The organism is Paenibacillus pinisoli (genome assembly GCF_003605435.1).
Taxonomy (GTDB): domain Bacteria; phylum Bacillota; class Bacilli; order Paenibacillales; family Paenibacillaceae; genus Pristimantibacillus; species Pristimantibacillus pinisoli.
Map to the genome: position 1 here is coordinate 1,443,409 of NZ_QXQB01000001.1, position 17,896 is coordinate 1,461,304.

At 53.4% G+C, this 17,896-nt stretch carries 20 protein-coding genes; 4 read left to right on the plus strand and 16 right to left on the minus strand.

Features of this window, described 5'->3' with window-relative positions; genetic code table 11:
* Nucleotides 1-15 precede the first annotated feature (15 nt).
* Entirely contained in the window at nucleotides 16-498 is a 483-nt protein-coding gene (locus tag D3P09_RS06775; RefSeq protein ID WP_120108227.1) for a hypothetical protein, read from the plus strand.
* Nucleotides 499-524: 26 nt separating this feature from the next.
* Nucleotides 525-1,427: a TIGR01777 family oxidoreductase gene (locus tag D3P09_RS06780; protein WP_120108229.1), complete on the plus strand. Its 903-nt coding sequence runs from the start codon at nucleotides 525-527 to the stop codon at nucleotides 1,425-1,427.
* Here D3P09_RS06780 and D3P09_RS06785 read toward each other — a convergent pair whose 3' ends face one another.
* From D3P09_RS06785 to D3P09_RS06850, 14 genes are all read right to left on the minus strand, one after another.
* Nucleotides 1,428-3,068 (minus strand): DUF6382 domain-containing protein, encoded by a 1,641-nt coding sequence (locus D3P09_RS06785; RefSeq protein WP_120108230.1) that lies wholly within the window; start codon nucleotides 3,066-3,068, stop codon nucleotides 1,428-1,430. It abuts the gene before it with no gap.
* Nucleotides 3,069-3,096: 28 nt separating this feature from the next.
* Nucleotides 3,097-3,609, minus strand: coding sequence for an A24 family peptidase (locus tag D3P09_RS06790; protein ID WP_165867331.1), 513 nt, complete (start codon nucleotides 3,607-3,609; stop codon nucleotides 3,097-3,099).
* Between the two features lie 37 nt (nucleotides 3,610-3,646).
* Entirely contained in the window at nucleotides 3,647-4,633 is a 987-nt protein-coding gene (locus D3P09_RS06795) for a TadE/TadG family type IV pilus assembly protein (RefSeq protein WP_133304976.1), read from the minus strand.
* The gene (locus D3P09_RS06800) at nucleotides 4,599-6,821 is read right to left on the minus strand and encodes a hypothetical protein (protein WP_120108235.1); all 2,223 of its coding nucleotides are present in this window, start codon (nucleotides 6,819-6,821) and stop codon (nucleotides 4,599-4,601) included. Before D3P09_RS06800 ends, D3P09_RS06795 begins: the two co-directional genes overlap by 35 nt.
* Nucleotides 6,822-6,841: 20 nt before the next feature.
* Entirely contained in the window at nucleotides 6,842-7,558 is a 717-nt protein-coding gene (locus D3P09_RS06805; RefSeq protein WP_120108236.1) for a TadE/TadG family type IV pilus assembly protein, read from the minus strand.
* Nucleotides 7,548-7,736, minus strand: coding sequence for a Flp1 family type IVb pilin (locus D3P09_RS06810; RefSeq protein WP_120108238.1), 189 nt, complete (start codon nucleotides 7,734-7,736; stop codon nucleotides 7,548-7,550). The genes D3P09_RS06805 and D3P09_RS06810 overlap by 11 nt, the downstream gene beginning before the upstream one ends.
* A 27-nt stretch (nucleotides 7,737-7,763) precedes the next feature.
* Complete coding sequence (locus D3P09_RS06815) at nucleotides 7,764-8,639, minus strand: type II secretion system F family protein (protein WP_120108239.1); 876 nt, start codon at nucleotides 8,637-8,639, stop codon at nucleotides 7,764-7,766.
* A gap of 22 nt (nucleotides 8,640-8,661) precedes the next feature.
* Nucleotides 8,662-9,516: a type II secretion system F family protein gene (locus tag D3P09_RS06820; RefSeq protein WP_243643925.1), complete on the minus strand. Its 855-nt coding sequence runs from the start codon at nucleotides 9,514-9,516 to the stop codon at nucleotides 8,662-8,664.
* Nucleotides 9,500-10,735, minus strand: a complete 1,236-nt coding sequence (locus tag D3P09_RS06825; RefSeq protein ID WP_424452084.1) for a TadA family conjugal transfer-associated ATPase — start codon at nucleotides 10,733-10,735, stop codon at nucleotides 9,500-9,502. The genes D3P09_RS06820 and D3P09_RS06825 overlap by 17 nt, the downstream gene beginning before the upstream one ends.
* A complete protein-coding gene (locus D3P09_RS06830; RefSeq protein ID WP_120108241.1) occupies nucleotides 10,722-11,873 on the minus strand; it encodes a P-loop NTPase family protein in 1,152 nt (383 codons plus the stop codon). The genes D3P09_RS06825 and D3P09_RS06830 overlap by 14 nt, the downstream gene beginning before the upstream one ends.
* A 168-nt stretch (nucleotides 11,874-12,041) precedes the next feature.
* A complete protein-coding gene (gene ndk / locus D3P09_RS06835) occupies nucleotides 12,042-12,440 on the minus strand; it encodes a nucleoside-diphosphate kinase (RefSeq protein ID WP_120108242.1) in 399 nt (132 codons plus the stop codon).
* Nucleotides 12,441-12,475: 35 nt separating this feature from the next.
* Nucleotides 12,476-13,276 carry a pyruvate, water dikinase regulatory protein gene (locus D3P09_RS06840; RefSeq protein ID WP_120108244.1) on the minus strand — a complete coding sequence of 267 codons (801 nt, stop codon included), beginning with the start codon at nucleotides 13,274-13,276 and terminating at the stop codon, nucleotides 12,476-12,478.
* Nucleotides 13,277-13,281: 5 nt separating this feature from the next.
* Nucleotides 13,282-13,908 carry a helix-turn-helix transcriptional regulator gene (locus D3P09_RS06845; protein WP_120108597.1) on the minus strand — a complete coding sequence of 209 codons (627 nt, stop codon included), beginning with the start codon at nucleotides 13,906-13,908 and terminating at the stop codon, nucleotides 13,282-13,284.
* Nucleotides 13,909-14,315: 407 nt separating this feature from the next.
* Nucleotides 14,316-16,100: a M3 family oligoendopeptidase gene (locus D3P09_RS06850; RefSeq protein WP_120108245.1), complete on the minus strand. Its 1,785-nt coding sequence runs from the start codon at nucleotides 16,098-16,100 to the stop codon at nucleotides 14,316-14,318.
* Nucleotides 16,101-16,239: 139 nt separating this feature from the next.
* Here D3P09_RS06850 and D3P09_RS06855 point away from each other — a divergent pair, with 139 nt between their 5' ends.
* Nucleotides 16,240-16,404: a YycC family protein gene (locus D3P09_RS06855; RefSeq protein WP_120108247.1), complete on the plus strand. Its 165-nt coding sequence runs from the start codon at nucleotides 16,240-16,242 to the stop codon at nucleotides 16,402-16,404.
* Nucleotides 16,404-16,634 (plus strand): hypothetical protein, encoded by a 231-nt coding sequence (locus D3P09_RS06860; RefSeq protein ID WP_120108598.1) that lies wholly within the window; start codon nucleotides 16,404-16,406, stop codon nucleotides 16,632-16,634. Before D3P09_RS06855 ends, D3P09_RS06860 begins: the two co-directional genes overlap by 1 nt.
* A 27-nt stretch (nucleotides 16,635-16,661) precedes the next feature.
* Here the strand turns inward: D3P09_RS06860 and D3P09_RS06865 are convergent, their stop codons facing one another.
* Both D3P09_RS06865 and D3P09_RS06870 read right to left on the minus strand, forming a co-directional pair.
* Entirely contained in the window at nucleotides 16,662-17,372 is a 711-nt protein-coding gene (locus D3P09_RS06865; protein WP_120108248.1) for a DUF2225 domain-containing protein, read from the minus strand.
* A 14-nt stretch (nucleotides 17,373-17,386) separates the two neighbouring features.
* Complete coding sequence (locus D3P09_RS06870; RefSeq protein ID WP_207892450.1) at nucleotides 17,387-17,764, minus strand: globin domain-containing protein; 378 nt, start codon at nucleotides 17,762-17,764, stop codon at nucleotides 17,387-17,389.
* Between the last annotated feature and the right edge of the window lie 132 nt (nucleotides 17,765-17,896).

Sequence of the window (17,896 nt, forward strand, 5' to 3'; positions counted from 1 at the left end):
GGAGGTGCTTCAACTATGAACTTATCAAACAAGAAACGCAAGAAAGCCGCAACTGCAGGAGCGCTGCTGCTCGCTGTCATGCTGACGATGTCCGCATGCGGCGCAAATGCCAATAATCCAAGCAGCAGCGGGAGCCCAAACAACAACGAAACAGGTTCCCCAGTCGACCAGCTCCCGGACAACAATGGCGTACAGGAGCCAGGCGCTCCGTCCAATGACGACGACAACAATTCCTCAACCGACAATAACAATGGCAACCCTGCCGAGTCTGCGCCAATTAGCGCGGAAGGCACATATACAGGCCTTATCGATTCCAACTCGCTGGAGATCACGACGGATAGCGGAGCAGGCGCTTACCGCATTCCAGAAGAGCTTCGCGATGCCGTTGACGAATTGCCTGCAGATGCCAAGGTAAAATTCGAATATACCGAAAAAACAGTTGATGGCGACACGAGCGTCAAGCAGCTGTGGCTGACGAAGATCGAAGCAGTACAATAACTTCTGATTGCTAAGGAGAGTGCGGAATGCGGGTAGCCATTGCCGGAGGCAGCGGGTTTATCGGACAGGCGCTTACGAGCGCCCTGCTGATGCGGGGAGATGAGGTATTCATCATCACACGAGGCGGCGGGGCCAAGTCATCTGGCCTTCAGCCGCAGGCGGAATTCCTGACTTGGGATCAGCTTAAGCGGGATCCCGGCAAGCTGGAAGGCATCGATGCCATCGTGAATTTGGCTGGCGAGAGCATCAATCAGAGATGGAACGCAGCAGCCAAGGATCGAATCCTTCGCTCCAGGCAACAGGCTGCTGCTCAGGTCGCTGAGCTCTTGAAAGCTCTGGAACGCAAGCCTGCCGTTGTCATCAATGCCTCCGGCATATCCGCATACGGCATCTCGGCAACAGAAGTCTTCGATGAAGACAGCCCGATGGCTGTCACAGACTTCCTGTCCGAGGTTGTCCGCGAGTGGGAGGCAGCGGCAGATGCCATTCCGGCAGAGCGGCTTGTGAAGCTTCGTATTGGCGTCGTCCTAGACCGCCAAGGAGGCGCGTTCCCGCTAATGCTCCTTCCCTACCGGCTATTCGCCGGCGGAAGGGTCGGCAGCGGCAAGCAAGGCTTGTCCTGGATACATATCGAAGATATGGTCGGCTTGATCTTGCATTGTCTGGATAACGATGAAATTCATGGCCCAGTGAACGGTTCCGCTCCGGATCCCGTGACCAACGACGAGTTCGGCAGAGCCGTCGGCCGCGCATTTGGACGGCCTCATTGGTTTCCGGTGCCTGCGCCGATGATGAAGCTTATTTTTGGAGAAATGTCCACTCTGTTATTGGATGGCCAGCTCGCCAAGCCGAAGCGCGCGCTTCAAACCGGCTACTCCTTCCTCTATCCCACGGTCGACAGCGCCATGCGCCAGCTGGCGAACCGTTAATTATCCCCTTTTCAATTCGTATATGGGTCCCTTATCGCCCGCAAGCTGTATCCGGTCTCCGAATTCCAGCTTGTAGGCTTTGTAAGGGACCATTAATTTGCCATTTAACAGGCTTCCGTTCCTGGATCCTAAATCCTTCGCATGATAGACCCCGTTGATGCGCTCGATCTCCAAGTGGAGGCGGGAGATGCCTTCAGTCTGCTCCTCATAGCCAGCCCCGTCGCCTGATCTTCCAATTCTAAAGCTATCCGATGCAAAGGCGATTTGATCTTCTTTGCCGTTCCATGTTCGCGAGAGACTTGCGCTTTGAGCCCCGGTTGCAGGCGTAACCGTCTTATGCGATGAAGAATCATCATTATTAGAGCTTATCAGTGTAGTCGCAGGGAGATTCGTCCTTGGCGCAGGATCGGCAGCCCGCTGGGGGGCCGGCACGGAGTAGCTTCCCATCGATTCCGTGGTTGCCGGCAATGGTTCCAGGGCTGCGGCAAGAGGCTGCTTGCTCCATGAAAAACGGGACGGAAACACGCTGGAATGCGGTTCGAAATCCTCTTCCGCATCGGAAGGCTCCTTTTTTGTCATTAGCAAGGAGCTTCCTCTTTTGCTAAACATGATAAATCCGGCTACAGCAAACAAGGTCAGTCCCGAGCTGATAAGCAGGTTTTGCCGGGTTGGGTGATCCATATAAAGAAATCGCCAAATACATGCGGTTACTAGCAAAAAAGCAGCCCCGGCAACCCACTTCGATCTCCCTTTCTCTTCATCGTGCCCATCATCCTCTTCCTCTTCATCAGACCAGGATATCTCTTCTTCCTGACTAATTCGGGAGGGGATAATCTCGTTCAATCCTCGTTTTTGATCGGAAAAAGATTCTTGCCCCTGCATGGAAGATGCTTGTGCAGCAAATAATGACAGAGTCGCTTGAGGCTCCGCTTCTGCTGCAAAATGCTGTTTCAGCTGCGCACTGGATGATTGCGACACAGCGTGAGGCGCATACGGCGCTGAGCCCCTGCTCCGCTCTGCTCCTTGCAAGCGCGGCTGAACATATTCAGCCGTTCTATGAATGGCTGGAGATGCCTTGGCGATCAAATCCAGCAGCGTTTCCCTCAGCTCTGCCAGAGAAGCTCGGTTATGCTGAAGCAGCTGCAAAATTCTCTTTAATCCTGTTCCGTCTATATGTTCTACATAAGAGGTCCATCTAACGGCAAGCGACAACAATGCCTCCCCGCAATGCCGATCCTCTCCAATGTCCTTGAACGGGACGTATACGAGCTTTAAATCTCCGAATCGCTCGCCCATAAACATATACTGCTCGTTCAGCAGACATCCTTCCGGCCTGAGCATATATTCCCTGCATTCAAGCAGAGCATCCGTCAATGCAAGAATGAGCGAGTAGTACTGCTCCATCGTCAGCATCTCCTGTTGCAGACGATGAATCATCATTTTATGTCCTGTTAATGCATAGCGGAAAGTAATGCTTCCATCAAGCTCATACCAGTCCAGCGGGAGCAAGTACGGAATGCGCTGAGAGCGAAGCATCTGCAACTCCAATCCGTCCAGCTCGCTTCTGCTGATCCCTTCCTCTCGGTCAATCGTCATCTCATGTCCCCGGTTCATGGCAAAATCCATTCGCAGCCTTCGCATCTTTATGTCCTCCTTTCTTGATCCAGACCTATCCGATCATCCATACCGTAACCGCAGCCGGCAATACGGCCAGCATAAAGGGGAAGCTCTTGCCTGATTGAGCCCAATCGAACCAACTGAATGTTCGAACAGCGCCTGGATTCGCAATACTCAACAGAGCAGCCATCCGCTTGGCGAATGCCCGGTTAAATAAGAGCAGCAGCACACCAAATGCGCCTGCATAAAGAATCGCATACATCATGAGCTGCGCAATCATGACAGCGCCAATCCAAGCTCCTAATGCCCCAAACAGCTTCACGTCCCCGGCTCCAATTCCTCCGAAGGCATATAGAATCAGCAATGGTAGAAACCCGGCCGCAGCTCCTGCCGCTGAGTAGAGCCATCCCTGTGCACCCATCCCTCCAGCCAATCCATGGTAAAGCAATCCGACTGCAAAGGATGTGCCGGTCAGCCAATTCGATATGGTCTGATGCCGAATATCTGTAATAAAGGCAATCATTAATTGTATGGCCACAGCCAATAGTACAATCGTCGTATCCATGCTTCTCCTTCCTCCGACCCAAGCAGGCAGCATCCGGTTATTGCGGTTTCTTTTCAACCGAAAAGTGTCTGGCTGCACTTCCTGGCTTGCTGACTCCTTCTACAGCCAGTTCCCAAATGCCGGGGGTCGTATTGCCCGAGACATGCCAAGTCCAAGTCACATATCCGTTTCCATCCGCAGTCGCCTCTCCCAGATGCTTGGCCTTGCTCGCACCGCTCTTGTAACGCACGCCCAGTGACACCACGGCCCCCGGTTCCGTCTTCACCATAACGGTCGCCTTGTGGCCAGGCCGAACCGGAATTGGCTCAATCGAGACAATATGCAGCGGAAGGGTATCTCCATCTTCACCCTCCATGCCGTATGTCGCTGCTGCCGCATCGCTGATCCACACCCGTTCATACGCTTGCTCCTTCAAAATAATCGGCTTGCTGTAGAACGGCAGTCTGACGGGGTATTCGTACCGTAGCGCAATGGCGATATACGGCACTTCTTTTTCTTTCAAATCCGGCAGCGCCAGATAATCCAATGAAATCCTGTCCCCCCGCAGCAGATTGGGATGGGCATATTGCCTTACAAAGGGTTCAATTACCGCTCGTCCAAGCTCAGCAGCCGCTACATTCTGGAGCGGACGCCAATCGCCGCGCAATGCGGACGATACCAGCTTGCCAGCCGGATCAGGCAGCCATTCGGCTATTTCGGCTGCAGTCTCGTTCCACTCTGGCAATGGCCGCCGTTCTGTGGACTCCTCTGCAGCACCGCCCTTATCCAATTGCGCTCTTGCAAGCTCGATCGGATAAATATGAGCGGCGATTTGGCGTACGCTATGCGAAGCCGTCATATGAAGCGCCATCTGCGCAGCGCACATCGAAATAAAAAACGAAAGAATAACCAGCAAAAACAGGATAAACGGCATGACCAGCGCGGCTTCCAGCACGATTGAGCCGCGCTGTACGCGCAACCTGCGCATGAATAGCCCCATGACGCAGAAATTAATAGGACCAACCCACGGTATGCGTCGTTTCATAGCGGCCCTCCACAACCTTTCCCTGGAGCAAATCAAGCCGTCCCAGCATGCCCATCACACCCGGGAGAAACCACAGCTTCATGGATACCTTGGCTTCCCCCGTCACGCCCGATGGAACCTTGGCGAGCGTCAGTCCGGTATTGTGCTCCACCACCGCTATCATTCGGCCAAGCCGCTTCTCTTTGCCCGCGCCATGGAGCAGCATAAAGATTCTTAAATAATCCAGATAGGAGAGTTCAGCCTTAATGTACTTGGATAAAGGCGCGGCTCCTTTCGTTGCGAATGAAATCATATCCTCCATCGTCTTCTCCAGCCCGTATATAATAGCGGCGGACAGAATAAGCAGCGGATGGCCGAGCGAACGGCTGGCGACCAGCCCCTCCATCGTACGGATGGCAAGCCGCACAGAAAACAGCTCACCGTAAGCGGCAATCACGTTGCCCATAGGATTATGGAATCCATAGAGCACATACTCCATTTCTTGATTGCCAAATGAAGCCATCTGCGCAAGACCGTCCGTATCTCCGCTCTCCAGCAGCTTGCGCAGCTGCTGCGGCGGGAAATAAGAGAAGCGGCCCGCAGCATATTCCCCATAATAGAAGTAGTCGCGGCCTTTCAGCAGCATGTCCGACATGCCCGAGAAGAGACTGTCCATCAAGCCTGAAGAGTCCTTGGCTGCATATTCCGCTTCTGAAGCCAGCAGTACCGCTTTGGGAGAGCCTTCTGCCTCTCCCTCATGCCCATTAAAAAGCAAGTTTTGCCCGTAGCGGTCTTTCGCTTTAGCGAATTCTTCCTGGTGTTCAGGCAAGGCGGAAATGCCCGCCAATCCGCCCAACATTTTTTTGGCTTGCTGCCATAATGTTTTTGTTTTCGCCTTTTGCTCGGCCAGCTTCTCCTTGACTGAACTGTCAAGCACACTGTCGCGCCGCTGCTTCATGATCGTTCCATGTGGTCCGTAATGATTCTCATAGGCGGATACGACGGTGACCGCCTTGGATGATCCGATCTGCAAGGAGCTTTGACGCGAAGAAGAAAGCGGCCATGACATGGCTGTATTCCAAAGGCTGACCAGTTGATCGATCCCGCTTACAGCCGTATAGCCGCGTGAGCTTTGCGTCTGCAATTCCTCGATATAACCGGCAAACCATTCAGGCGAGCGAAGCAGCTTCCCGCCGCTTCTCCTCATCTCCTCCAGGTCCCGGACCGTATCATTCGGGAGCGAATAGTCGGCTGCGCCGGCTACATCCGCGCCTGCAACCTCATCATAGGCGCCAACCGCCGATTTTTGAGACTCTTCGACAATGCGCTCCATCTGGGCATTCACAGCAATGGCTTGCTCGATCTTGTGCCTCGCATCTGACAGCAGGCTGTCATGCTTCACTCTCTTGCCGCCGCCCGTACGCAGCTTGCCCTGCATCCCGGATACGCTTTGCCGATAGGACGCAATGGAAGAGGAATATAACGCTTCCTCATCCTCGGGCAGCGATGCGTCATGCTCAACTTGCTCGACGAAACTGGCATATCGGTCCGCCAAGCTAATAGAGGTTGCCGCGGAATTGCCCGAGGCTCCGCTACCAGCCGGAATTGCCTCTACAGCCTCACTGTCCAATAAAGTCGACACTGCCTTCTCCTGCAAACTTAATGCCTCCTCCAGCAGCGCTTCCCGCTTCTCATACAGCTTTCGGAGATCCTCCAGCGTCTGAACGGCTCCCGAGCTTTCCTTCAGCGCCATCGACAACGATGTAAATTTCGATAAAACCTCAAGCGTAAAATCTACCGGGGCTTTATACTTCATCTCCTCAAGCACCTGTCTGGCGAATACGTCATGCTGCCCTAGCGTAAAGGATGTATGTACCTGGGTCTCCTCTAGCTGGCTGGCAATAAAATCGAAATGCGGTCCGGCATCAAGCCCTGTATATTTCTCCCCGCTTCCTCCGAGCACTTCGGCAAAGATCACGTTGCCATCTGTTCCTCCGCGTCCAAACAATCCATACCTCTTATAAAGCGAATGGTCATAGGCCGACAAGACGGAGCGGATGCCCGTGCGAGCCTCGTCTTCTGTCTTCAACTGAAAGGCCGCTATACGGGCGTAGTCGATCAGCACAGAGAAAAAGAGCAGCAGCGAAGCCAAAATAATAACGGATAGAACGGTTACGACGCCGTTATCCTTAATCAGCAACTTTTTCATTGGACTTAAATCAAGCCTCCTCATCCCCCGCCTTTGCCTTTGCTGCCATATGATTTCAAGATATTCCCGGCTCTGCTCTCTGCGGCTGACTTGCCCATAAAATGCGTCTTCAGCTTGGCGCTGTAGTATCGTGCCAGATCGACGCTCCGAATGAACTCTGCCGGGTCCACGATTCCGCTCTTGGCCGACGCGTCAGGCTCTCCCCTAATCCAGCTGCTTTCAAAAGGCAACAGCCGGATCGGCTTGCGGAGACTGGCTTCCACATGCCGGCTCAGCCCTTCTCCGTTATATTGAACGGTGCCGTTATAGCCTAAGCCTGCCGCCTCCAGCCAGGCAGCCGAATTCGCCAGCTTGAGTCTGGCTAAGTCGTCATTCTCAGCTCTGCCGGGCTGAAATTCCTCAGGGATAGAGATGCTTCTGCGGCTTTCGTCACCTGCAAGACCGAACAGGCTGGCCAAAGCGCCGTCAGAGCCTAAGCGGCGGTATAAGCCGTCATACAGAGGCTCCGTCAAAATGCCAGTTCCGGCATCCCGGTGGCTGTTGTCCCAACTAAAGGCTGCCCGCTCCGATATCGCAGAGACCGAATAGAAAATAATGACTTTCTGGTAGAGATATATGCCGAGCAACAGATAGGCAAGCACCATAGCAAACAGAACCGGAAGAACAACCGAAGCCTCAAGCGTAAAGCTGCCCTTCTCATCCTTGTGCCACTGGCGGAAGCGGGATTTAGCGTTCAAAGATTTGATGGGCTTCCTTGTCAGCCTTCCCCAGTAAGGAATCTATCAGTTCAATGATCCAATCCTTGAAAATAATTGCGATAACAATGATAACTGCGATAATCAAAATAATTTCCAGCGTGCCAATCCCGTCTTCCTTGCGCCAAAAGCCCTTCATGCGCACTGCTATTGCTCTCATATTCAACCTCTCCCGTAATCAATATAGTTAAGACATCAACAGCACTGCTGGCGCGGCTACAATGACCATCATAATAAACATCACGCCAACCAGCGGAAAAACAAGCTTGGACGAAGCTTCCTCCCCGCTTATGCGGGCCAATCCCTTTCTCTTCTCCCACAGAGAATAAGACAGCTCTCTTACAGCAAGCACAAAATGCTCGCCGCCTTTCCGATAATTCAGCAGCATAACCGTCGTAAATAACGAGGCTTCCTGTACTGCGCAGTTGCGATTGAATCTCTCCAGCACTACACTGAAGGATTGGCCGTTGTTCAACGCCGCTACTGCAGCAGCCCATTCCTTATCCAGAGGATGATTGGGGCTCTCTATCTCTTCCTGACAACGTACGAACGCCCGCTGTACCGTCTCTCCTGCGCTTACCAGCAGCATCAGCTTGCTCATGCGGTCCGGCAAGCCTGCAATAATCGCTTTTTTTCGGCGTTCCAGCTTCTTCCCGGCTTCGGCAAAGTTACGAAAAGCCAGCGCGGCAAAGGCTAGTACTCCCGCAAACAAGACAAAGCGTTCACCCATCATCCAGGAAAGCCAGCAGCTTCCTGCAAGCGCCCCGTATCCAGCTCCGAGCGACCCAGCAGCGGCAGCTTTTGTTCGCTCAATCGTCCAGGTCCGGCCATGCAAAATCAACAGCTTGGCATGATAACTGTTCAACATATGTTGAAAGGCATCCCACTGGCAGGCTTTCTCCCATATGCGCAAAAACGGCTCCTCAATCAATAGAACGCTTAACGCGGCATTCCCTCTCTTGCCTTGATTCTGCCTGAGCAATCGCAAGATGCGGCCAAGCGCAGACCTGCCGATAAGGAAAACCCAGCCCAATGTGAGCAACACAGCCCCAATAAGCTCCATGCAGGCACCTCCTGACAAACCCTTAAATATCGATTCGCATGATGCGGTCCATGATCCAAAAGCATACGAGCAGCAATAACAGCAGTACTGTCATAATGACGCAGCCCAATCCGCTGTACAGCGGTTTCATATAGTCGGAAGCCGCCGTTCCCAGAAAAGCCAGAAACACAAAAGGCATAGCCATCATAATGCGAGATTCGAAGCGCTTCTGGGCGAGCAAGATCTTAATATCCCCTTCCACGGTCAGCTTGTCGCCAATAATAGTCGACGTGCGCCGCATCACCTCAAGCAGATCGCCTCCTGAGCGCTTGCAAGTCGATAAGGCGTCAACAAATTGAGTGATTTCATCGATACGCGCCCTATCAGCTAAATCCCGCAGCGCTCCCTCTAACGGCTCGAAATTGTCCAGCCTGTGAATTAGAATACCGATCTCCTTCAGCATATCCGTCCCTTCATCGGAGTAAAGCAGCTTCATATCCTCCAGCACTCCGCGAAACGCGTTTTCCAAAGAACGCCCAGCCGCAAGCGAAGATGTTAATGAGAACAAAGCTTCCTTGAACTGCAGCTTCAGGCGATACCTGCGCGCTTCAAGCAGCGAGCGCCGCCTCCATCTGGGAGCAGCTGCTCCTAACAATGACAAAAGGAGTGACAGAGCGACAGAATGATAGAAAAGATAGGTCACGCCAAACAAAACGGCATAGCCTGCCGTTACAGAGAAAATCAGCTCCCTGCGGCACAGAATATATTCCGTATAACGCGGAAGACGAAGCGGATCAGCTGAAAAGTTCCATATCCCTTCCCAGCCCATCCATTCCGTTAGGCGGCTCAGGGAGCCCTTGCTCTTGCGCGCATGAAGCGCCTTACCCGCTCCGCCCATTCGCGATCTCCTTTCCGGCCATGCGGAGCTTATCCGTTCGGCTTAGTTCACCTACGCGCTCTAGAGCGCCAATCATACGGCCATGGCTTTCTCCAGCCTCCCGGAACCGGAACAAAGGATTAAGCTTGACTTCTCCTTGCTCGACCCCTGTTATTTCGGAAATTTCGGCAACTCTCCGGGACCGGTCGCGGTAACGCGACAAGTGGATCATAATGTCGATTGCCGATGCAATCTGGCCCCGAATAACATGAAGGGGCAGCTCTGCCGCACTTAGAACCATCGTCTCCAGACGGCTGATCATATCCTGGCAATGATTCGAATGACCTGTAGATATGGAGCCTTCATGCCCCGTGTTCATCGCTTGCAGCATATCCAGCGCCTCCCCGCCCCGCACCTCTCCGACCACAATCCGGTTAGGGCGCATCCGCAGGGAAGCTCGAATTAAATCGCGAATCGAAATCTCCCCTTTCCCTTCCGTATTCGCATTCCTGGTCTCCAGAGATACCAGATTGGGGACCGTACGGATTTGCAGCTCTGCAGAATCCTCGATGGTAATGATGCGCTCATCGGAAGGGATGAACTGGGACAACGCATTAAGAAATGTCGTTTTGCCCGTTCCCGTACCGCCGCTGATGAACATATTGTATTTGGCTTCTACCAGCTCTTGCAGAAACTGGGCCGCTTCCGCCGACAACGATTGAAGCTCGATCAGCTTGTCCATCGTCATCGGCTTATCCGGGAATTTCCGTATGGTCATGCAGGGTCCCTTCAGAGCTACCGGAGGCAGGACAATATGGACACGCGAGCCATCCTTTAACCTGGCATCCACGATCGGCGATGACTCATTCACGACCCGGTTCACTCCGGCAACGACCGACTGAACGAGATCCTCCAGTCTCTCCCTGCTCTCGAACGCTCCCGGCATTAACGTCAGGACGCCATGCCGCTCCACGTATACCTCCGTATGGCTGTTAATCATAATCTCGCTTACGGCAGGATCATCCATTAACGGCTGCAGGACATCCATGCCTCTGAAGGAGTGGTAGAGCCTTCTCACAAGCTTAACCTTGTCGCTGGCTGTCATCGGATTCCGCTCGCACCACTCGAATACGGCCGCTTCCGTCTTGCTCATTAATTCCGTATCCGACATAGAGTCGCGAAAGTCAATCTCATCCCGTATCTTGCTGCGAAGCGTATAGATCAGTTCATCCGACAGCATGGATACGGGATTCCTCGCTTTCGCCTAGCAAATAGGCGCACAGCCGGTCAACCGCAGCGCGATATAATGAGGATGACCATACCGGGTGAAGCTCTCCGCGGCGCCATTCCCTCACAAGCGGCAGCGCTATAGGCGCGAGGGCAGCTTCTACAGCAGGAAGCGGGTTCCCAAGCTCCGAATTTATGCCGCTTAATACGACCTCTGAACATGCCGCAATTCTCCCGAACGTCTCGCCGTACTTCTGCCTGCCGTAATGCAGCATCTGCGATTGCTTCGCAAGCGCGGACCGTTCCTCCGATACAATCCACAAATTCCGGTCCGCACGCATGAGCAATTCATAATGAAGCTCATCCATTCCGTCATCCATATCCACGATAACCCCGTCATAGCAACCGCTCTTCACGATCGAATCGACCATCCCCGCTGCATCCGCAGGAAGCAGCGTTGCCCGGTCCTCCTGATTGCGGAAACCGTAAAGATAGTCGCACTTCAGCTGCGGGTGAAACTTCCGGTGCTGCGCGAGCCAAGACGTATGGGACGATGAGCCTGACTTTATGGCATAAAGCAGCTCCGAGAGTCCCTCTCCCTCCCACCCGGCATCTCCTCCCGGCTGCAGCCAAAGCCCGGAAGTATTCCACTTCTCTAAATTAAGATAAAGCATTCGAAGTCCGCGGGCGCTTGCCACACCTGCCAGATGAAGAGCAAGCGTCGTCTTGCCCACGCCGCCTGATGCGGAATGAACGGTCAGCACCAGCGCTCCCTTGCCGTTCGTATTCGGAGCAAGTCCTTTTACCGGCTTACGGCAAAGCCCCTCGAACTGATCCGTAATCCCTTGCAGCAGCAACGGCAGCGCTTGAAATTGCAGGAGCTCGAACTGACCGTCCGCCTCTCCTAATCTCGCAACCAGCGCGATGGCCGGAATATGAGACAGCTCCGGCTGAAGCTCCCGCAGCAGATCCGTCTCCGCCGCTATGAGATCAATGCCGTAGCCTTGCTTCACGAATTGCTTGCACGCATCAGGGTGCGTAAAAGCGGATACCTGCCAGCGATCGCCGAATGAGCTGCCGCGAATATAATCGGCGATTCTTCTCGTATACTCCTTCTCCTTGACCACAATAGCGAGCTGATGTCTTCTCAATGCTTGTCCTCCCTCCATTTGTTGACCACAGCCTTTCAAAATGCGCCTGAACGCACGCAAAAAAGCACCGCAAAGGGCGCAACTAGCGCAGCCCTATACGGTGCTTCCGTGGTTTCTTATTGACTTGTTATCGAATTTACCATAACTTGTCTGAACCGTCAACCATTCTTAGTGGAAATACAATCCAATCTCTCTCTCCGCATTTTCAGGGGAATCGGAGCCGTGGATGATGTTGCTGGCCACATCCGTTGCATAGTCGCCTCTGATTGTCCCTGCAATTGCGTCCGTTGGATTGGTTGCGCCGATAATAGAGCGGGCATTCTGAACGGCATCCTTGCCCTCCAGGACCATAGCGAATACCGGACCCGACGTGATGAAATCAACCAGCTCTCCGAAAAATGGCTTTGAATTAAGATGCTCATAATGGGATTCCGCCAACTGACGGTCAAGCTGCGTCAGCTTCGCATCCTTAATCGTAAACCCTTTCTCTTCAAATCTGGCAACAATTCGGCCGACCAAGCCGCGAGATACTCCATCAGGTTTTACCATTACAAATGTTTTTTCCATGTTTGAACCCTCCGTCTATATATAGGTATAGCCAATTATTTGTTCAACCATTCCATAATGATACCCGCTGTTTCTTCAATTGCGCGATTCGTCACGTCGATGACCGGACAATTCAGGCCGGCCATCACTGAAGCCGCATAATCAAGCTCCGCCTGAATACGTTCCTGATTGGCATATTGCGCGGAAGAAGGCAAGCCCAACGTCTTAAGCCGTTCGGAGCGAATCTCCAGCAGATGCTCCGGCTGCATAGTAAGACCAACAATCAGTCGCCCCGGCTCTTGCTTCAGCTCTTCCGGCGGATTCACCTCCGGCATAAGCGGCAAGTTGGCGACTTTGATTCCTTTGTGCGACAGGAAGATGCTGAGCGGCGTCTTCGACGTGCGGGACACGCCGATCAAGACGACCTGCGCTTGCACCAATCCCCTCGCATCCTTGCCGTCATCATATTTGACCGCGAATTCAATCGCTTCAATCCGGCGATGGTACGCCTCGTCGATGGAATGCAGAAGTCCGGGCTCCCGCTTGGGGAAGCTCCCGAACGTATCGACGAACGCTTGCATCATCGGCCCCATGACATCCACTGCCCGTACTCCGCGCCGTACCGACTCCTCTCTCATCCATTCCCGAAGCTCCGGCTGCACCAGCGTATAGCTGATAAAACTGCCCGTCTCGGCAGCCTCGGCCACAATGCGAGCGATTTCATCTTCGGTCCGAAGATGGCTGTAGCGCTTGATCTTCACATCTTCGGAGGCAAATTGCCTAAGCGTCGCTTTGGCTACCGCCTCCGCCGTCTCTCCGACCGCGTCGGAGCAGACATAAATATATGGCTGTGTCATAATCCCTAGTCCCCCAATTCCTGAGCTGTCGCAATATCTGCCATAAGCGAGACGATGTTGGATTTCGACACCCATCCCGTTACAATCGGAGGAACTCCCGGCTCTTCTTCAGGCACGATAACCGGTATGCAGTCCACCTGCTGCTGCGACAGTTTGCTGATCGCCTCCATGACGGATTCGTCAGGAGTCAGCGTAACCACGTTGGGATACCGGGTCATGACCATGCTGACGGGAATCGTCGCGGCGCCCGAATTTCCTAACGTAATCTTGAGCAAATCCTTTGGCGTGATGATGCCTGCAAAACGCTTGTCCTCATTGACGACAATCAGCGTATTCGCATTCTCCATGAAGAGCGTAATGACGGCGTCGTGAACCGACAGCGTATCCGGGATATTGACCGGCACGCCCTGCACTTCCTTTACCTTCATGCGGTTAAACCGCTGGAGCGGCTCATGGCTCGCACGGAACGTATTGCCGAGGAAATAACCCACCTTCGGCTTCGCGTCCAGCATGCCGAGCATCACCAGCAGCGACAGATCCGAACGAAGCGTCGGACGGCTCACTCCCAAATATTCGGCCAGCTGATCGCCCGTTACCGGCGAATGCTTCTTGACCAGCTCAATGAGCTCCAATTGCCTTGAAGATAGCTGAATGATGGTCCCCTCTTTTCTTGTATGTGTTTGTTTAAAATATATAGCAGTTCCTGCAGCCTGTTCGACATCGAATCTGGCATTCAGCCGCAACTTCCGGCGCTCACGCAGCTTCCACTAAGCCCCCGTCCTCATTTTCTGGCTTCATCCCATCTTCTGCAGCGTTTTGAAAAAACGCATCATCGGAAGCATAAGCTCATCTGCTGAAAAACGGGCTTTTGGAACACACACTATATGACTCATAATCAATGTTTATATGAAAATATCTCCTCAAATAAGATATCATATTCAAATATATTGTACAATATATACTTGGAACAACGCATTTAGGCTGCTCATAAAATAAAAAAAAGCCCCAATGGTGAGAATCACCATTGGGGCAGCACACATTATTTCTCTTCCGTCATCTCCAGGAACAGACGCACATCCTCTTCCGTCAGCGCAACCGCATCTCTCCAGAAATCCTGCTCCTCCAGATTAACGCCCAGATGCTTCTGTGCCAGCTGTTCGACCGTCAGACGCCCGGTGTCTCTCAGCAGCGCAACATATTTGGCCGCAAAATCAGAGCCTTCCTGTAAGGCGCGCGCATATAATCCGGAGCTGAACAGGTAACCGAACGTATACGGGAAATTGTAGAACGGCACATCCGTCAGGTAGAAGTGCAGCTTCGACGTCCAGAACTGCGGATGCGCTTCGCCAAGCATATCCATGTATGCCTCGCGCTGTGCATCCTCCATCAGCTTATTCAGCTCATCAGCCGTCACAAGACCTTCCTTGCGCTGCTCATAGAAGCGAGTCTCGAAGAGGAAGCGCGCACGGATATTCATGAAGAAAGCAACAGCACGCTGAATTTTGTCCTCCAGCAGGCCGAGCTTCTCCTCGTCATCCGCAGCGGCCTTCAGCGCTCTGTCCGATACGATCATCTCGGCGAATGTCGATGCAGTCTCCGCCACGTTCATCGCATACTCCTGGGACATGGCTGGCAGGTCATTCATGACATGCTGATGATAAGCATGTCCCAGCTCATGGGCAAGCGTCGAAATATTGGACGCCGTCCCCGAGTACGTCATGAAGATACGCGTCTGACCGCTCTTAGGGAAGGAGGTGCAGAAGCCGCCGGGACGCTTGTCGGCGCGATCCTCCGCTTCAATCCAGCCCTCCTCGAAAGCCTTCTCGGAAAACTCCGCAAGCGCAGGATCGAAGGCGCGGAATTGCTCGATAATGAAGCGTGCGCCTTCTGCATAAGAGACGGTTCGCGCAGAGGAGCCTACCGGCGCTTCTACGTCATGCCAATCCAGCTTCTCAAGGCCGAACAGCTTGGCTTTCCGCTCCAGATAAGGAATAAGCGCCTTCTTGCCCTCCTCAATAGCGTCCCACATGGCATTCAGCGTAGCCGCGCTCATCCGGTTAATCGCGAGCGGCTCCTGCAGGACAGAATCCCAGCCGCGATTCTCATACAGCTTGAGGCGGAAGCCCGCAATCCGGTTAAGCGTATCGGAGCTGAGATCCGTCAGCGAGGACCATACCCGCTCCCACTCGGCAAAGGCTTCCTGGCGCACTGCGCGATCGCTCGATGACAGACGGTTGGACATCTGCCCGGCGGACAGCACCTTCTTCTCGCCGGATGCCTCCTCGACATGGAATTCGGCCCGCGATACGATGACATTATAGTTGTCGCCCCAGCCATGATAGCCGTCGACCGCCAGGTCGCCAGCCAGCGCCTCAAGCTCCGGCGCCATCTTCAGCTTCGCCTGCTCTCTGCGCTCGCTCAGGTTGAAAGCGATCGCGGAGAGAGTCTCGTCTTGAAGCAGCTTCTCCCACTCCGCATCCGGAATGCCTCTTAGCACATTATCGTAGCGGGTCATCGCCGCGGAATATTTTGCGGAGATCGTCTTCACTCTGTCATTCAGCCCGATTGCCGCCTGGTCCCGCACATTCTGCGCGATAAGGCACCCGACAAAGGAATCTGATTGCCGCAGGCTCAGCAGCACCTCCTGAGCGATATTCGTCATTTCCTTGATGGATTGTACGTTATGTGTTTCTTCCTTCTTCAACAGCTCATTCAGGCGCGCAATCCCGCTTTCCATGCCGGCAAGCTCCTGTGCGAACGCCTCTGAAGCCGAGCCTCCGGGGTAAATTGCATCCATATCCCATCGAATTGGATAATTGCTCATCAAAGCCACTCTCCTTGTTATTGTGATTCGTCCTATGTAAGGCAGCGATGAAAAAACCGAGCGGCAACCGCAAATGATTTGCGAGAAACCTGCCCGGCGGTGTATAACAGTAGTATATCCTGATTGGAGGAACAACACCATGTCTAAACCATTGCAAATATCGCCCGAGACTGCCATCAAGCTGTCCGAGCAGCTGAATATTCCGCTGGAGCACTTGATGCACATGCCCAAGCATATCTTGCTTCAGAAGCTGGCTGAGCTGGCCAAAAAAGAAGCCGATGCGTCCGGGGAGAAGCCGGAATGATGATTCCGTTCCAGAACGCATGGCCGTATGAGCGGGTCATGGGAGACCTCTATGTATCCAGCTGTCCCTTCTGCGATACGGACAATGTTCTGCTTCCCTTGAAGCCGTCGGAGCTGCCAGACATCCAGGACGGCAAGAAGCGGCTCATGGTCTTCCCATGCTGCCGCAACAAAGTAACCATCATCGACGCGGATCAAGACTATCTCCTGACGGACGGGCCTCTGCGCTGACAAGCAGCGAAGAGGTCTTCTTGCCCTTTATGCGCTGCCAACCCCTTGCGATTTGGACACCAGGCGACCAAGCCGCTCCTCTTCCGCTTCCTGCCGGATGAGCTGCCACTGCTCCCGGCTGGCGCGGATCATGGAGGCGTCCATAATTTTTTTATCGTTCACGACGCGGGAGAACCACTTCACCGCTTCATTCATCTCTCCGGTGCGCCGGTTTAATTCCCCGATCAAAAACATCAGCTTCGCATTATTGACAGATACGCCCTCGAGCTCGAACACGCGGATGTACGCCTCCAGAGCAAACTTCAAGAAACGCTGCTCCTCCGTCTCGTTCTTCTCATAGCGGTACAGCCAAGCAATATGATGCAGCAAGCCTGCTATCACGCGATCCTTGGCTCCCGTCACTTGGGCGGTCAGCAGAGCCAGCTTGTAGCTGGCCATTGCCTGCTCCGTCGTCCGCTCTCCGCTGAAGTCCTGCCCTTTCCAATTCACGCCGATCCGATCATAATAATTTTTCTTCTGAGTGTCATTCAGCTTATCAAAACCGTTCTCCGTCGAAGCGAACCCGCAGCTTGGACAGATACGGACCACATAATAATCCGGATTGACGCCATTGTCATAATGGCCGCAAAAATCGGTATCCACAGCAGAAGCCCGCTTGTAGCTCGGGCGGACTCTAGTTGACTGAAATATTGTTTCACAGCAGATGCATGAGATCTTCGACTCGTACAGCGGCTCCATGGCTTCACGTCTCCTTAGTTTGAGTTGACGAAGTGATGCGCAGGCCCAGACAGACGATCCAGCACAACGGCTTGCAGCTCGCGCTCAAGCCCGACCTCCTCCAGAGCTTCGCCCATGCACGACAGCCAAGCTGCCGCATGCTCAGGCGTTATATTGAACGGCAGATGCCGCGCTCTCATCATGGGATGCCCGTGCTGATCGGAGTACAGGCTGGGACCTCCGAAAAATTGCGTCAAAAATTGGTATTGCTTCTCTATGACCGGATCGATATCTTCGGGGAAAAGCGGACCAATAAGCGGGTGAGCTTGTACCTTCGGATAAAACGCTTCGACTATAGACCTGATTCTTTCGGCTCCCCCTACCGCTTCATAGAGGCTTATATTCCTATTCATCGTCATTTCCAACTCCATTGTGTAGGTATTAGGAATTATATTTCAACAATTCCTTATAGTAAAAAAAATCGCCCGTATGCACAAGACACGGGCGCTCATCGATGGACAACTGCTGCAAATTACGCTTCATAT

Coding starts and splice junctions, on each gene's coding strand:
- D3P09_RS06870 (WP_207892450.1), bottom strand. CDS start 17,764: ATGAATAGGAATATAAGCCTCTATGAAGCGGTAGGGGGAGCCGAAAGA.
- D3P09_RS06820 (WP_243643925.1), bottom strand. CDS start 9,516: ATGGGCGGAGCGGGTAAGGCGCTTCATGCGCGCAAGAGCAAGGGCTCC.
- D3P09_RS06800 (WP_120108235.1), bottom strand. CDS start 6,821: ATGAAAAAGTTGCTGATTAAGGATAACGGCGTCGTAACCGTTCTATCC.
- D3P09_RS06810 (WP_120108238.1), bottom strand. CDS start 7,736: ATGAGAGCAATAGCAGTGCGCATGAAGGGCTTTTGGCGCAAGGAAGAC.
- D3P09_RS06860 (WP_120108598.1), top strand. CDS start 16,404: ATGATTCCGTTCCAGAACGCATGGCCGTATGAGCGGGTCATGGGAGAC.
- D3P09_RS06850 (WP_120108245.1), bottom strand. CDS start 16,100: ATGAGCAATTATCCAATTCGATGGGATATGGATGCAATTTACCCCGGA.
- D3P09_RS06825 (WP_424452084.1), bottom strand. CDS start 10,735: ATGCTGTCGGATGAACTGATCTATACGCTTCGCAGCAAGATACGGGAT.
- D3P09_RS06865 (WP_120108248.1), bottom strand. CDS start 17,372: ATGGAGCCGCTGTACGAGTCGAAGATCTCATGCATCTGCTGTGAAACA.
- D3P09_RS06775 (WP_120108227.1), top strand. CDS start 16: ATGAACTTATCAAACAAGAAACGCAAGAAAGCCGCAACTGCAGGAGCG.
- D3P09_RS06790 (WP_165867331.1), bottom strand. CDS start 3,609: ATGGATACGACGATTGTACTATTGGCTGTGGCCATACAATTAATGATT.
- D3P09_RS06780 (WP_120108229.1), top strand. CDS start 525: ATGCGGGTAGCCATTGCCGGAGGCAGCGGGTTTATCGGACAGGCGCTT.
- D3P09_RS06840 (WP_120108244.1), bottom strand. CDS start 13,276: ATGACACAGCCATATATTTATGTCTGCTCCGACGCGGTCGGAGAGACG.
- ndk (WP_120108242.1), bottom strand. CDS start 12,440: ATGGAAAAAACATTTGTAATGGTAAAACCTGATGGAGTATCTCGCGGC.
- D3P09_RS06855 (WP_120108247.1), top strand. CDS start 16,240: ATGTCTAAACCATTGCAAATATCGCCCGAGACTGCCATCAAGCTGTCC.
- D3P09_RS06785 (WP_120108230.1), bottom strand. CDS start 3,068: ATGCGAAGGCTGCGAATGGATTTTGCCATGAACCGGGGACATGAGATG.
- D3P09_RS06815 (WP_120108239.1), bottom strand. CDS start 8,639: ATGGAGCTTATTGGGGCTGTGTTGCTCACATTGGGCTGGGTTTTCCTT.
- D3P09_RS06795 (WP_133304976.1), bottom strand. CDS start 4,633: ATGAAACGACGCATACCGTGGGTTGGTCCTATTAATTTCTGCGTCATG.